Source organism: Rudaea sp., from assembly GCF_036560865.1.
Classification (GTDB): Bacteria; Pseudomonadota; Gammaproteobacteria; order Xanthomonadales; family Rhodanobacteraceae; genus Rudaea.
In genome coordinates this window covers 1-15,338 of sequence record NZ_DATBQK010000005.1, presented here as the reverse complement: position 1 = coordinate 15,338, position 15,338 = coordinate 1, and the positions used below count along the sequence as shown (strand labels likewise).

Annotated in this window: 9 protein-coding genes; 3 read left to right on the top strand and 6 right to left on the bottom strand. The window is 63.0% G+C overall.

Annotated features, from left to right (window positions below):
- Positions 1 to 154: 154 nt before the first annotated feature.
- Positions 155 to 2,701, bottom strand: coding sequence for a Kelch repeat-containing protein (locus tag VIE67_RS00650; RefSeq protein WP_332022296.1), 2,547 nt, complete (start codon positions 2,699 to 2,701; stop codon positions 155 to 157).
- A 79-nt stretch (positions 2,702 to 2,780) separates the two neighbouring features.
- Positions 2,781 to 3,299 carry a hypothetical protein gene (locus tag VIE67_RS00645; protein WP_332022295.1) on the bottom strand — a complete coding sequence of 173 codons (519 nt, stop codon included), beginning with the start codon at positions 3,297 to 3,299 and terminating at the stop codon, positions 2,781 to 2,783.
- A gap of 277 nt (positions 3,300 to 3,576) precedes the next feature.
- Here VIE67_RS00645 and VIE67_RS00640 point away from each other — a divergent pair, with 277 nt between their 5' ends.
- A complete protein-coding gene (locus VIE67_RS00640; RefSeq protein WP_332022294.1) occupies positions 3,577 to 5,457 on the top strand; it encodes a winged helix-turn-helix domain-containing protein in 1,881 nt (626 codons plus the stop codon).
- Between the two features lie 211 nt (positions 5,458 to 5,668).
- On the opposite strand, the gene VIE67_RS00635 is transcribed toward VIE67_RS00640, so the two are convergent.
- Positions 5,669 to 7,861 (bottom strand): TonB-dependent receptor, encoded by a 2,193-nt coding sequence (locus tag VIE67_RS00635; RefSeq protein ID WP_332022293.1) that lies wholly within the window; start codon positions 7,859 to 7,861, stop codon positions 5,669 to 5,671.
- Positions 7,862 to 8,058: 197 nt separating this feature from the next.
- On the opposite strand from VIE67_RS00635, the gene VIE67_RS00630 reads away from it, so the two are divergent.
- Positions 8,059 to 10,593, top strand: a complete 2,535-nt coding sequence (locus tag VIE67_RS00630) for a protein kinase domain-containing protein (RefSeq protein WP_332022292.1) — start codon at positions 8,059 to 8,061, stop codon at positions 10,591 to 10,593.
- Between the two features lie 38 nt (positions 10,594 to 10,631).
- Here VIE67_RS00630 and VIE67_RS00625 read toward each other — a convergent pair whose 3' ends face one another.
- The 3 genes from VIE67_RS00625 to VIE67_RS00615 are packed head-to-tail and all read right to left on the bottom strand — an operon-like array spanning position 10,632 to position 13,446.
- A complete protein-coding gene (locus VIE67_RS00625) occupies positions 10,632 to 11,435 on the bottom strand; it encodes a glycosyltransferase family 2 protein (RefSeq protein WP_332022291.1) in 804 nt (267 codons plus the stop codon).
- On the bottom strand, positions 11,432 to 12,268 hold the full coding sequence (locus VIE67_RS00620) for a beta-ketoacyl synthase chain length factor (protein WP_332022290.1): 837 nt from the start codon (positions 12,266 to 12,268) through the stop codon (positions 11,432 to 11,434). Before VIE67_RS00620 ends, VIE67_RS00625 begins: the two co-directional genes overlap by 4 nt.
- Positions 12,232 to 13,446, bottom strand: coding sequence for a beta-ketoacyl-[acyl-carrier-protein] synthase family protein (locus VIE67_RS00615; protein WP_332022289.1), 1,215 nt, complete (start codon positions 13,444 to 13,446; stop codon positions 12,232 to 12,234). Before VIE67_RS00615 ends, VIE67_RS00620 begins: the two co-directional genes overlap by 37 nt.
- Before the next feature lie 121 nt (positions 13,447 to 13,567).
- Here VIE67_RS00615 and hemF point away from each other — a divergent pair, with 121 nt between their 5' ends.
- On the top strand, positions 13,568 to 14,482 hold the full coding sequence (gene hemF / locus VIE67_RS00610; protein WP_332022288.1) for an oxygen-dependent coproporphyrinogen oxidase: 915 nt from the start codon (positions 13,568 to 13,570) through the stop codon (positions 14,480 to 14,482).
- The last annotated feature ends 856 nt before the right edge of the window (positions 14,483 to 15,338 follow it).

The following is a 15,338-nucleotide window of genomic DNA, read 5'->3' as shown; positions in this document are numbered from 1 at the left end:
GGTTTGCCGTATTGGCGTGGTGCACTCTGGCGCGCCGCTACGGCACTGTCATGGTCCGGAAGTATCGTCCGCGGCCCTGATTGAAAAAATAGTTGCTCTCGACAACGACGGACGCACACCGGCTGCTGTGGCCGGCGTGCGTTGGGATCAGCGATTATGGGCAGGTGAGGCCAGCCGGTTGCGTCAATCGCGTCAGCTGCATGCTGCCGCTGCCGTAGCCGAGTCCGGAATTGAAATCCACCCTGCCGTGGTTGCAGTCGCTGAAGGTGAAGGTCAGCGTGCCCCAAGGATCGCGAATAATCGCATTCGGATTGAAGTTTGGAATCCAGCGACCTGCGCTCGGCTGGACCAGGTTGGCGATGGTTGCGGTGTTGCCGCTGTAGGTTCCGGCGCCGCTGAACCAGGCTTGTTGACCGCCAGTGGCGTCGAACGCGAACCAGGTCGCCGCAATGCTGTTGCCGGAAAGTACTTCAAGCATCAGACCGTGTCCGCTCTGCGCCGGGTCGTACCAACTGCCGGTGAACGCAGGACCGATGGTGGACGGCGGACTGACCTGAGTGGTTTGTGCAGCCGCTTGCGTCAGGCGCGTGAGATTCATGCTGCCACTGCCGTAGCCGTTCACCGAACTGAAATTCACCGTGCCGTGGTTGTGGTCGGTGAAGGTGAGCGTGAGAGTGCCCCACGGATTGCGCACGATGGATGTCGGATTGAAATTCGGAATCCAGCGTCCGCCGGTGGGTTGCACGACGTTGGCAATCGTTGCCGTGTTGCCGCTATAGCTGCCGACGCCGCTGAACCATGCCTGTTGATCGCCAGCCGGATTGAATGCGTACCAGGTCGCGGCGACCTGATTGCCAGGCAACACTTCGAGGACGATGCCGTGCCCGCTTTGCGCAGGGTCGTACCAGGAGCCGGTGAAGGTCGAGTCGATGCCGAATGGGGGGGTGTAGAGTTCGGCGCTGTTGAGAATTCCATTGTTGCTGTCCTCGCCTCCAGCGACGAGAACCTGGCCGTTCGGCAGCAATGTCGCTGTTCCGTAATAGCGATCGATATCCGAACTCGCTGCATCGGTCCACTGGGGCGTGGCAGGATCGTACAGCTCGTTGGCTCCCCGCAGCGGCGGGCCGGAGAAATTGCTGCCGCCCAGTAGCAGCGCGGTGCCATTCAGCAGGGCCGTCGTGGTCGAAGCAGTCAGATCAAAGGATTGGTGTTTGCCATCGTCGAGAACGCTCCACGTGCCCGTTGCAGGATCATAGAGTTCCGGGTTGTTTACTATGAAGACTCCCGCTTGGTTGGTCGTTGCGCCACCTGCGATCAGTACTTTGCCGTTGCGCAGCAAGGCGGCACTGTGGTCGGAGCGGAACTCATTGAGACTACCGGTGAAGCTCCATTTCTCGCTGACCGGGTCATAAATTTCCGCGCTGGAAAGTTCATCAATAGAATCGGCGCTGATATCTTCCCCTCCCGCGACGAGCACTCGACCATCGGCCAGCAAGGTTGCGGAGTGGTACAAGCGCCCTGTGTGCAGACCACCCGTAAGACTCCACTTGCCCGTGATCGGGTCGTACAGTTCAATCACGTCGCCTTCGACCACCAGGACCTTGCCATTTCGCAGTAGCGTTGCGCTGCCAAAGGAGCCGACCGCAACGCTGGGTTTGTCGGCGGCCTTCCAGATGCTGTCGACCGGATCGTAAATCTCCGCGCTATCCAACGCATAACCACCGTCGTAGTTGTACCCACCAACAATTAGTGCCCTGCCGTCGGGTAGTGCCACCGCGATATGCCCGAATCGGGCGGTCGACATATGCCCAGCGGCACTCCAAAGCCCTGTCGCCGGGTCATACAACTCAGCACTGTCGAGGACAGGGGTAGGCAGAGTGCCACTGGGAACTCCTCCCACGACCAACACCTTGCCATTGGCCAGCAAGGTTGCGGTGTGGCTCAAGCGGGGCGTGCTGAGACTGCCGGTGGGAACCCAGGCACCTCCGGCATTCGATGTTTGCGCGTTTGCACCCGCTACCGTAATGCCGATCAGGTCGTGCATCGTGTTTGCCGCGAGACAGGATCCCGTGCAGTCCAAAAGGTCATTGGGCGGATCGCTGACGTGCACCGTACCAACTCCGCGCGCGAAGGGGGCGATGTCATCCCTGATATATCGGTCCGATGAAACTGGGAAAATGGTGGACGCCCAGATTGGGGAAGCAGGCGATAGCGCCGCGACCAGCGGCTGCGATGGATCGAGCCGCATCACCATCGCGGCGTTGGTGAAGTCCAGATTGAACTGCTGCAGCGCGCCGTCGAGTTCCGGGCCCCCCCAATCGTTGCCATACCAGTATCTGAAAACCGTGGCTGTCAACGCAGCCTCGGTTGGGACTTCGTGCGGCTTGCAGCCGGCGCTCTGAGGCTGTGAGTAGATCTCTACCTGCAAGGCACCACCCACCGGGTCATCACCGATAATCGTGGTCCAGAAGTGTTCTATAACCGCATGCGAAATGGGGATCAGGCTGGGATCGCGGCACAGCGTCATCGTCCTGGGCAGGCTGGCCAGCTGCAGGGAAATGGTCAGCGGCTGTGCCGGTTGCGCCCTGACTGCGGGAGCCACGAGGCCAGTCAGGAGCAGCACTGCGAGCAGAGGCAGCACGGCACACCACTTCGTTTGCGCTGCAGCTCCATTCAGCACGTTTTTCGCTTGATTCGTCACGGCAATTTCCTTATTGAGAAAATGGTCTGGCGGGTTTTCCCGCGACTCAGCGCAGGGACCCGCCAGGCGGGCTCGTCGCCTACAGGCGATCCGATTCCGTAACGGCGCCGCACAGGTCGACGACCGTGCTGCCGTCAAGGCGATAGCGAACGGTGTGCACCGGGCCGGAGGCATGCTGGTCGTCGGTGCTCAGGATGATTTCGCGATCGACTGTCTGGTACCCGTTGTAGGTACCGTTGACGTACCAATCGAACTGCAGGTGCAGCGCGTACGCCTGGGTGGCCGGGTCGTACGACCACGTCCCCATCCCAAAGGTGCGCTGATTGGTCCCGAGCACGCCGTACACGTTGGGTGCGCCCTGCGGCGGGAACCTGGGATTCTCGGTGACTGTTCCGCCCGCGTGGAACAGGAGGGTCGTGATTGCATGCTGCTTTATCGGGCCGCCGTTGCACTCGCTTACGTCGGCTTGGACACTCCACAGGCCGGCGATGCGGTTGGCGGGGACAGGCAAAGCACCACTGGTGGAAGGGGTCGCGCTGGCGATTGTGGTGGCGCAGGCGAACATGGCGATGGCTAGCAGTGAGGTCTTCAGGTACATGGCAAATCTCCTTGTGGTTGATGCGTCCTTGGCCATGAGCGGCGAAGGGCGCCCGGAGATTGGTACCGCCGCCACCGGACAGTCCATTTGATTTCATGAAAAAAACTGAAATCTTCTGAAACCCAACGCCCATGCGGGTTTCCTCAGTGCCGCCCGGCTGACAGTGCACGCATCTGGACCAATCGCACGCTAAACAGAATTCCGGTTTTCTGGATTGCGCTGCCGGTTGGCGCCGCTTGCTTGTCCCCGAGTTGGCTTCGTGAAACCATGGGAAGCCATGTCCGACGCGCCCGATCGCCGCTACCAGTTCGATTCGTTCTGCCTCGACACCCTGACCCGCGAGTTGCGCGGTGGTGACGGTGCCGGGCCGGCGATTGCGTTGAACACGAAGGCGTTCGACACGCTGTGCTTCCTCATCGAGAACCGGCACCGGGTCGTCAGCAAGGACGAACTGCTCGCCAGTGTCTGGGCCGGGCGCGTTGTCGAGGAAAACAACCTGACCCAGGCCATCTCGGCTTTGCGCGCCGCGTTCGGTGCGAGCGCCGGCGATCACCGCTACATCGTCACCGTGCCCGGACGTGGCTATCGCTTCGTCGCCGAGCTGCGTGCGGACAAGGTGCCGGCGCTCGAAGCTGCATCCAATACGCCCGTCGCGCCGGTCGCGCCGCGTTGGCGGTGGGCGATCCTGCTTGGCGCATTGCTAATCGCGTTGGCCCTGTTCGCGCTGGTGGCTTTGCGACAGCACGACGCGCCGGCCGCGCAGGCTTCATCGCAAGCGGCCTTGGCGGTGTTGCCGTTTCGCTCACTCTCATCGGAGCCACACGACGAACTGATCGAGCTCGGACTTGCCGATACCCTGATCGCGCGTATCAGCAATTCAACTACCTTGCTTGTGCGTTCCTTGAGTTCCAGCCAGCGGTTTGCCGGACCGACACGGGACCCACTCGACGCGGGACGCCAACTTGGCGCCAACTACGTCGTCGATGGGTCCTTTCAACGTAACGGCGACGTCGTAAGAGTCAGCACACGGTTGCTGGCGGTGCGTGACGGCAGCGCAGTCTGGAGCGGCACGTTCGACGAAAAGATCGATCGTGTGTTTACCCTTCAAGACAACATCGCGACGGCAATCACTTCGGCACTGGCGGTGAAGTTCAGCGCGGCGCCTGACCGCAGTCCCTGCGACGGCGCCAATGCGGAGGCCTATCGTGCCTACCTCACCGGCCGCTATCAGCTGGACCGGCCTACGGCGGCGCGGATGCAGGAGGCGTTGACGGCGTTCCGCCGCGCGATCGATCTCGACCCGACTTGCGCCAGCGCGTACGCCGGCATGGCAGCGGTCTATCGCACAATGGCGATGGTGGGCGACCAAGAACCGAGAAAGGTTTTTCCGCTGGGCGCGGCCGCGGTAAAAAAGGCGCTGACCATTGCGCCGAACTCGGCCGAGGCTTATTACTCGCAGGGTTTCATCCAGTTCTGGTACGACTGGGATTGGGCTGGCGCGGAAACATCCCTCAAGCATGCGATCGAGCTCAACCCCAGCCTGGCGCAAGCGCATATGGCCTATGCGCAATTGCTCAGAGACGCCGGTCGCTACGACGAGGCGGTGCTTCACGCGCGTCAGGCCATAGCGCTGGATCCGTTAAATCCCTTGATCAACACGGTCGCATCCCAAGTCATCGAATCCTCAGGGAAGCCGGGCGAGGGGCGACAGGGCTACGAGAAAGCCCTGGAGCTGGAGCCTGATTTCTGGATCGCCCTGCGTGCCCGCAGTTTCAGCCTGATGCAGAAGGGCGATCTCGCCGGCGCGCTCGCCGACCTGCGCCGCGCGCGAGAAATCTGCGCAGACTGCAGCCAGGTCCTCACCATTCTCGCGCAGGCGTTTGTCCTGTCCGGCGACCGCGGTGCGGCCGAGCAGATCCTTAACGACATGGAGGCCCGGGACCGCGCCGGCTATATGCCCGCAACGAGCATCGCCGCCGTGTACAACTCATTGGGAAATACCGACGAGGCGCTTACGCTTCTCGAACGCGGCTATGACGAACGCGCTGTCCGCATGTCCCACCTCCAAGTCGACCAGAACTGGAACAACCTGCGCACGCAGCCACGCTTTCAGGCGCTCGTAGAGCGCATGAAGTTTCCGGCCGTCGCCACCCAGTAGACGGGTCGAATCCGTGCGTGCCCTTGAGCCCTCCCTTTCAAGGGGAGGGTTGGGTGGGGATGGTGTTGCTTGTATGTGGCCGTTCACCACCATCCCCCTCCCGGCCTCCCCCTTGAAGGGGGAGGAGAAGTGAAGCGCTCCCTTCAGGCAGGTGAGAAACCGAATCTCAATGCAACTGTAAAAGCTTGAATCGAGTTGCCAGTGTCTGACGTCAGAAGAAATACGTGGCCGCAAGCGCCAGCGTGCGCGGCGGACCGTACTCGGCCGTGAGGATGCCGAAAGTGGGCAGCGCGAAGCCGGTCGTGCGATAGGCTTTGTCAGAGAGATTGTGTCCGATCAATTCCACCTGCCAGTCCTGCCCCGGCGAACGCCAAGTGAGCGATGCGTTCCATAACGTATAACCGTCCTGGGCAATCTGTTCGTTCAAGTCTGTGGTGGGGTACACCTTGCTTTGATAGTTGCCGTCGATGCGCGCGCTCAGCGAGCCCGACGGCAGCGGAATATCGACGACGGCGCTGGCACCGGCAGTCCAGCGTGGCGCGTTGGTGAAACGCTGGTCGCGGGAGATGTCCACCCCCGCGCTGATGAATTTGTCATAGCGCGTGTCGAGATAGCCGACGTGTCCGAGCCACGTCAGGTAACTGCCCGTTCGTGCGGACAGTTCGAGTTCGGCTCCACGAATGGTCCCGGAGCCGGCGTTCTTGAAGTCGACAAAGTTTCTGTCATCGATGCCATCGCCATTGCTGTCGTAGGGGGTGTTTACGCTCAGCTGGATATTGTTGTATTTGGTGTTGAAGATCGCGGCATTCAGCGTGTAACGCCCGCCCGCCCACTGTGTCTTGGCGCCGATTTCGAGGGAGGTCGCGGATTCCTGGTCGAGCGGATGCCCGGACTCGGGAAAGGCCGCCGTGTTCGCGCGGATATTGTAGCTTCCGCCCTTGAAGCCGCGGCTGGCTTGCGCATACAGCATTGCCGAATCGCTGGGCTTGTACGAGAGACTGATGCGCGGCGACCATGCGCTGAAAGTCTTTGAATCGGTCAAATCCGTATTTGCCGCTCCAAGGGGCAAGGTGTACGCGGCGTCGGCATAGTCCTGATTGACTATGGTGGCGGTCTTGCGCTCGCTGGTGTAACGCAGCCCCACTTCCACGCCAAGCTTCTCGGTGAACTCGTGGGTCAGGTCGCCGTAGAGGGCTGCACTGCGCGTTCTCACCACGCCGTACGTGGACTGGAATGTCTTGCCGAAAGTGCTCACGTTACCCGTGCCGCCAGCCGGACCGTCGAAGTAATACAGACCACTGACGACCTGATCGCGATCGCCGTCCCAGAGCAGTTGGAATTCCTGCGAGGTTTGCGAGTCGTTAAAGCGGCGATCGAGTTTCTGGATCGGCAGCGGTAGCGTGTCGAAGTCGAGGAGGCTGGTGGACTTGCCGTCGCGATATGCGGTGATGGACTTCAGTCGAAGGTGGTCGTCGAGTTTCCAGTCGACCGTCGCCGAGGCGCCTTCGTCATCGAGTTTGTCGACGTCCGGCGTGTCGCTCTGGACGTCGTAATTGTTGTTGTTCGGAGGAGTATGCAGCGGATCGAACCGGTTGACCGCGAGCCGTTTGTCGCCGATCACGCCGGAACGATCGCGATAGTTGTCATAGGCCAGGCGCACGTTGATGTCGTCGTTGGGCAGCCATTCCGAGGTGATGCGCGCCACGGTCGCATCCCTCGCGCTGACATCCTTGCCAGTCACAAGGTTTTTGCCGAAACCGTCGCGATTGAAACTGCCCAGCGCAACGCGCATGCGCCACTGTTCGCTGAGCGGAATGTTGACGATCGCTTTGGCATCAAGGCGCGAGTAATCGCCCGCCGTGAGCGTGACGCTACCCGAGTAGGCATCGTCCAACGGAGTCGTGATGACCTTGATCGCACCACCGATCGCGTTCTTCCCGTACAACGTCCCTTGCGGACCGCGCAGCACCTCGACGCGTTCGATATCGAGGATGTCCAGCAACGCTCCTTGCGGTCGCGCAAAGTACACATCGTCCACGTAGATCGCGACGCCCGGCTCATCTCCCCACACCGGATCGAACTGGCCAATGCCGCGAATATAGGCCGTGACGGTGCCGTTGAATGCGCGCGCGCGATAGATCGTGAGGTTGGGTGTCGCAGCCCCCAAGGCGCTGATATCTTCCGCGCCGCGGGATTGCAACTCGGCCGCATCTTGCACGCTGATCGACAGCGGCACGTCTTGCAAGGGCTCGTCGCGGCGACGCGCCGTCACCGCTATCTTTTCCAGCTGCGCGGTAGCGCTGTCGCCCGCAGCTCCAGCGGCAGTGGTACTGGTTGTTTCCTGCGCCGTCGCTCCCAGTGCTGCCAGCGCCAGCGCCCAGGTCGCACGCACCATGACCCGCATGTTCACTCCCTTGAGCGCGCTTGGCCCGGCCAGTAGCAACACGCAAGGGCGCTGACTGGACCTTACCATAACCGATGCTCCGCGACGGGCGAAGACCGGCCCGGTTTGTCGATTACCGCTGCCGGCTTGCCGGACTTTCTATCGTTGAAATCAGGCAACGCGAAGGTTCGCTGCAACACCACTTGTAATCGCGGGCGATGTGGCGTGAAATGCCGCGCAACGTGCAGGGGGCAAACGGTGTGATCAATCCGCCGGTAAGCGAAACGCCTGGGCAGGTGCCGGTGGCCGGTGAGACTAGCTCTCCTGCCGTGCACAACGCTACGCTCGATCTGGGACTGGAGCATGCGCAACGCCAGCTTGGCGACTACGAACTGCACGAAACCCTCGGCGAAGGCGGCATGGGCGTGGTCTATCGCGCCCGTCAGGTGAGCCTGGACCGCGAAGTGGCGGTGAAGGTGCTGTCGGCCCAATGGGCGACGAGGAACTTCACAGACCGCTTTCGCGAAGAAGCGCAGAACGCCGCGCGCCTGCAACATCCGAACATCGTGGCGATCCACGAGGTCGGCACGGTCGAGGACCGGCATTTCTACAGCATGCGTCTGGTGCGCGGTGAGACGCTGGCCGATCTGCGGCGGCGCGCAGGCCGGCTGGAACCTGCGCAGGCCGCCGCACTCATGGTTCCGATCGCCCGCGCAATCGAGTATGCGCACCACTTGGGCGTGCTGCATCTGGACCTCAAGCCCGCCAACGTGCTGATCGACGAAGACGGCGTTCCACACGTGGCCGACTTTGGTCTCGCGCGTCGCATGCAACGCGAACTCGCGGTCACCACCGATGGAGTCAGCGGCACGCCGAGCTACATGGCACCCGAACAGGCGCTGGGCGGACAGGTCAGCCCAGCCACCGATGTGTGGGGCCTGGGTGCGATGTTGTACGAACTCATTACCGGCCAACCGCCGTTTCTTGGGCAGACGCCACAGGAGACACTGAAGTTGGTGCGCGACGGCACACCGCCGCGAGCACGCGCTCTCGTGCCAACCCTGCCGCGCGATCTGGAAGCGATCCTCGACAAGTGCCTGACGCGCAGCGCCGCGGGTCGCTATGCAAGCGCCGGTGCCATGGCCGACGATCTCGCGGCGTTCGTGGATGGCCACCCGGTCGCGGCGCGACCGCTCAATCCACTGCAACGCCTTGAGTACTGGGTGCGGCGCGAACGCAAGTTCGCCATCGCCGCAGGGCTCGCCGTGATCGGCCTGTTGATCGGTATTGTCGCGACCACGCGGCAACAATTGCACCCGGCCATTCCGGACAAATCCATCGCCGTGCTGCCGCTGGTGAACGAAAGCGGCGATCCGCAACAGGATTATTTTTCCGACGGTCTGTCCGAGGAACTGATTTCCGCGTTGGGACAAGTGCACGACCTCAAGGTGATCGGGCGCAATTCGTCGTTCCAGTTCCGCGGCAAACAGCAGGACGACAACGCCGCCATCGGTCTGAAACTCGGCGTGGCCACGTTGCTCGAAGGTACGGTGCGCAAGCTGGGCGGCCAGATACGCATCGTGGCGTCACTGATCAATGCCACCGACGGCAGCCAATTGTGGTCGCAGACCTACGACCGTGAGCTGAAGGATGTCTTCGCCGTGCAAAGCGAGATCGCTACCTCGGTGGCCGGGGCGTTGAAGACCACCTTGCTTGGCAAGTCCATCGAAGCCACCGACAAGCCGCCGAGTGGCAATCTCGATGCCTACAACGCGCTGCTGCAAGGGCGGTTTTACGCCGATCGCCGCAATCGCGAGGATTACTTCAAGGCAGTGGAATACTACCAACAGGCGATCAAACTCGATCCGGAATACGCGCTGGCCTATGCGCGGCTGGCGATTGCCGAGCAGTGGTTCATCGACTGGACGGTCGACAGCCTCGCAGAGCGCGAGTCGACTGCGGTGCTCGCACGCTCCAACGCGCGCAAGGCGGTCGAACTCAATCCTCGACTGGCCGTGGCGCAAGGCGCGCTCGGCGTCACCCAAGCCTGGTCCGATCTGGATATTCCAGCTGCCGAAGCGACTCTCAAGAAAGCGGTGGCCCTGGACCCTGCCAACCCCGAGACCTTGTACCAGCTGGCCGACGTGCGCGGATGCCTCGGACGCCTGGACGAATCGGTTGCAATGATGCGCAAGGTGCTTCTGCTGGAACCGTTGAATGCGTCCTACCATTTCTACATCGGCCAGTTCCTTCTCACGCTCGGTCGGCTGGACGAAGCCGAGGTCGAAATGCGACGCGCAATCGACCTGCAACCCACGGCCTCGGGCTATCACGCGTTCCTGAGCATGCTTTACGTCATTCGTGGCCAAGCCGATCAGGCCTTGGCTGCAGCACAGGCCGAGTCGCCGGGCTCCAATCGCCGCACCGCGCTAGCCATGGCCTATTCCATGCGCGGGGACCAGGAAAATGCCGACGTTCAGCTCAAGGAGATGATCCGTTTGGACGCCGGGGCATCGCCCACGAACATCGTGCTGTATTACGCCTATCGTGGTGACGCCGATCAGGCGTTCGCGTGGATGGATCACGCACTGCAGGTCCACGATCCGGGCGTGACAGGAGTTTATGAAGACCCGTTCATTTTCCCGGCGTTGCACAACGATCCGCGCTTCGCGGCGTTCTGCAAAAAGGTCGGGCTGCCGGTGCCCGGATCGGCAACGTCCGCACCGGCTGCAACGACGTCAACGGGGCACTGAGGTCGCCAAGCAGAACATCCCGTTGTGCGCCGCGCCGACTAAGCGGCGTTGCCCGGATCGACAATGATCGGCGGCGTCGAATGCGCGCGCCGGTAATTGCCTGGCATCATGCCGTGCGGGATCAGGCGACCGGCGATCATGCGCGTGATCCGCGCGACGTCGCGAATCGGCTTGAAGTGACTGGCGCGGCGGTCGTCCTCGTAACGCGAGTGGATCGGCACCGAGACCGTGCGGATGCCGCGGTTGGCCGCTTCGATCAGAATCTCGCTTTCGAACACGAAACCGTCGTGCGGCAGGGTGAGCGCGAGTTCGACCACGGCACGCGGGTAATAGCGCTGGCCGCTTTGCGTATCGGCGATGCGCTGGCCGCAGGTCCACGAGACGAAAAAATCCGCTACGCGATTGCCGAACCGGTTCTTGCCCGGCTGCGCATCCTTGCCGAGCAGGCGCGCGCCGATGACGATATGGTTGGGGTACTGCTTCGCCGCGGCGAGCAGACGCGGCAGATCGGCGGCGGCATGCTGGCCGTCGCCGTCCATCGTCAGCACGCCATCGCAGCCATTTTCGAGCGCGCGCGTAAAACCATCGCGTAGCGCCAGCGCCTTGCCTTGCGGCGTCGCGTGGCGGATGCGCTCGAGCGGCAGATCGGCGACGACCTCGCTGGTGCGGTCGCTGGAGCCGTCGTCGACGACGATGACTTTTTCGCAATAGCGCAGCGCATCGAGCGCCACATCGCGGATCGCGCGCTCCTCGTTCAGCGCCGGAATCACGACGACGCCAGCCCGATGCAACAGCGGTTGCGGCGCACCGGCTTGCTGGATTTGAGCGTTCTGCTCGATCAAAACGAAATCTCCATATGCAGATAAGAATGCGGCGACGCGGCCAGGTCAAGCGCGACCGGCTCGCGCCGTGCGAGCACCGCGAGCAGGGGCAGGCTCGCGGCGGCCGGATTGGCCGCGAACAAAGCGTGCATGCGTGCGGGCGGCGGCGCAAGTCCGGGTGCAGCAGCATCGCGCAGATGCAAGCGCAGGCGCGGCGCCTTCGTCGCGATCGCGCCGGGCGCAAGCACAAAGGCGACGGCGAAGGCGTTGCGGCACGCGACCACGTCGGCCAGCGGACCGCTTGCGGCGATATCGAATGCAGCGAACAGTACCGGCGTCGATTCACTTTGCGCGAGCAGCGCCGCTTCGAGCAGCCCCGCGCCGAATGTCGCCGCGCCGGCGCTGATCGCGCTCGATGTCGCCATGCAACCGGTCGCGATCGTCCAGTAACCGGCCGGCGCATTGTGCACCGAGTTGTGAAAACGGGTCGGCGACAATTCCAGTGGTGCGTGCGCCAGCGTCGCGCACAGATAGTCGCTGATCGCCAGGTCGCCATACGCCGATGCGAACACGTTGGGCAGCTCACGCGGATTTCGCTGCGCCATCGCGCAGGCTTGTTCGGCGACGGCGAGCGCGAGCAGCACCGACTCGGGTGCGCGGCGGCGCTCGTTCGGCGCCAGCAGCGAAGGCACGGGGCGCACGGTCGCATCGGCGATGATCGCACCAGTGTCGGCGAGCAGCTTGGCTCCGGTTTCCCAGTCCGGCAAACCCGCAGCGCACAGACCGATGCCCTCGATCGCGATGTCGAGCACGCCGTTCACGCTGCCGCCGCGCGCGCGAACGCGAGGCAGCAATTATTGCCACCGAAGCCGAACGAGTTGGACAGCGCGATACGCAGATCGCGTTCGGGATCTTCGATAGCGATATTGTCGAGCACGATCTGCGGCCCGCAGACGGCATCGAGTTCGCGTGCATTCAAGGTGCCCGGCAGCAAGCCACGTTCGAGCGCGAGCAGGGTGATCACCGCTTCGACGATGCCCGCGGCGCCGAGCGTGTGTCCGGTCCAGCCCTTGGTCGAACTCGCGCGCGTGCGCGCGGGGAATCGCGCCGCGATCAATGCGGCTTCGACCGCATCGTTCTGCCGGCTCGCCGTGCCGTGCAGGTTGATGTAATCGACCTGATCCGCGGTGACGCCGGCTCGCGCGAGCGCATCGTCGAGCGCGCGTTGTGCGCCGAGTCCCTGCGGGTGCGGTGCGGACATGTGATGCGCGTCGCTCGATTCGCCGTAGCCGATCAGTTGCGGCGACGATTTTTGCCCGTCGGTGCGTTCGAGGATCGCAAACCCCGCCGCTTCGCCGAGCGACAACCCCGAGCGCTGCGCATCGAACGGCCGGCACGGCTCGGGCGAAACCAGTTCGAGCGCGTTGAAGCCGAACAGCACGCTGTCGCACAAGGTATCCACACCGCCGACGATAGCGGCATCGATGATACCCGCGCGCAACAACCGCTCGGCACTGGCAAACACTTTCGCGCTCGACGAACACGCGGTGGCGAGCGTGAGGCAGGGTCCGCGCAAACCCAGCACAGTCTGCACGAACGCGCCGAGCGCATGCGGCTCGTGCACTTTTGAGCGGCGCTGCGCAGCGGAGAAATGACCCTGTGCGAGTTCGCGATAGGCGCGTTCGGTCTCACCGATGCTCGAGGTTGACGTGCCGAGCACGAGCGCGACCCGCGCCGCGCCGTAGCGTTCGCGCAGCGCCAGCGCCTGTTCGCGGAAGCCATCCTGATTCAAGCCCAGCCAGGCCAGACGGTGGTTGCGCGAGTCCCACTCGTCCAGCCCGGCCGGCAGTGCGCCGTCCTCGAGTCCGGCGACGCGGCCGATCCAGCAGGCGAGCGCCTGGCGGGTGAACGAATTCTGTACTAATCCACTTTTGCCCGTGGTCAGCGCGCGCGCGAGCGCCTGCGTCCCGCGCCCGGCGGCACAGGTAGCGGTGAAGGCGGTGATGGCAAGCGGCTGGATCCGGGCTGGCAAGCGAGCGATACGCCCAAGAGGACAAACTTGGGCACAGTATAGGTTTGCGCCGTGAAGCCCCGCAATCAATCGACGCGCGGCGCGCTATGATCGCGCATCCGATTCCGCCGCACTCTTCCCAATGGACGCTGAAGCAAACCATTCTGTCGCTCTCGTCGAAACCTGGCTGCGCGACCTGCAGGATCGCTTGTGCGCCGCGATCGAGCAGGCCGATGGCAGCGCGCGCTTCGCCGAAGACACGTGGGAGCGCGCCGAAGGCGGCGGCGGACGTTCGCGAGTGATGAAGAACGGCGCGGTATTCGAGCAGGGCGGAGTGAACTTCTCGCGCGTCGAAGGCAGCCAGTTGCCCGCCGCGGCGACGGCGCATCGCGCAGAGCTTGCCGGACGCGCGTGGATTGCGCTTGGCGTCTCGCTCGTGCTGCATCCGCAAAATCCGTATGTGCCAACCACGCATATGAACGTGCGCTACTTCGAGGCGCGCGCCGCCGATGCGCCGCCGGTGTGGTGGTTCGGCGGCGGCTTCGACCTGACGCCGTACTATCCGTTCGATGAAGATGTCGTGCACTGGCACACCATCGCGCGCGATCTGTGCGCGCCGTTCGGCGCCGATGTGTACGCGAAGTACAAGAAATGGTGCGACGAGTATTTCTTCCTCAAGCACCGCAACGAAACGCGCGGCATCGGCGGTCTGTTCTTCGACGATCTGAATGCCGACGGATTCGAACGCAGCTTTGCCTTCCTGCAGGCGGTCGGCAACGGCTTTGCCGATGCCTACCTGCCGATTGTGGAGAAGCGAAAAAATACCGCGTTCGGCGAACGCGAACGCGAATTTCAGCTGTATCGGCGCGGCCGCTACGTCGAGTTCAATCTGGTCTACGACCGTGGCACGCTGTTCGGCCTGCAATCCGGCGGACGCACCGAATCGATCCTGATGTCGCTGCCGCCGCGCGTGCGCTTTGAGTATGGCTACGCGCCGGAGGCTGATTCGCCCGAGGGGCGATTGATCGAGTATCTCAGGCCGCGCGACTGGGTTTAGCCGGCTGTTCTTTGCCCGTCATACCGGCGTGCGGCGGGGTAGCCCTCCCCTTCAAGGGGAGGGTTGGGTGGGGATGGTGTTTGCTCCTCGTTCCTTGCTCGTCATTCCGGCGAAAGCCGGACTGCGTAGGCAGGATGCTGGAGCGAACATTCGCGCAGCGAATGGCCCGCAGGGCACGCGGCAGGAGCCGCGTGTAATCCAGCGTCTTCGCTTTGCTGTTTGACTTTAGAAGCAAAAGCTTTCACTCGCCTGCGGCGAGCGAGTTACTTTTGCCATGACTCCGGGCATCCTGCCCTTCGCCGCTCCGCGGCCAGCTGTCGCCGTTCGCGCCGCTCCTGCGGCGCAGTGCGCAAAAGTAACCAAAAGGCTAGGCGCCTGACGCGGTGTTCAGATTCGCGTCGTGCGAATCAGAATACCCTGTGCTTCTCGGCTACGACGGGGTTCGCTTGATGTACATCCATGTACATTCGCTCACGCACGCGCCTCCTGCGCGCGCCCGTTGGGGCAATTCCGCCGCAGCCTGCGATGCTCGGCACCGCGAAAGGCGCCGGATTCCGCTAACCCGTCCATCCATGGACTGCGCTTATATATCTGCGATGTGTTTGCATTGCCTTTGCTTGATCCGGGCCCCCTTTGCTGCGGCGAGGGCACGCGGGAAAAGTCCGTGAGGATGACGCGCAGGATGCGCGTCAGTTCGCGAACGTATAGGGACGTACGTCAAGCGAACCCCTGCGTGACCTTGCGCACTCGCAGGGCTTCATCCTGCGAGCGCGGCATCGGGGGTGCATTTCTTTTGGTTACTTTTCTTTGGGCACACAAAGAAAAGTGACCCGCTCGCCGCAGGCGAGTGGAAGCC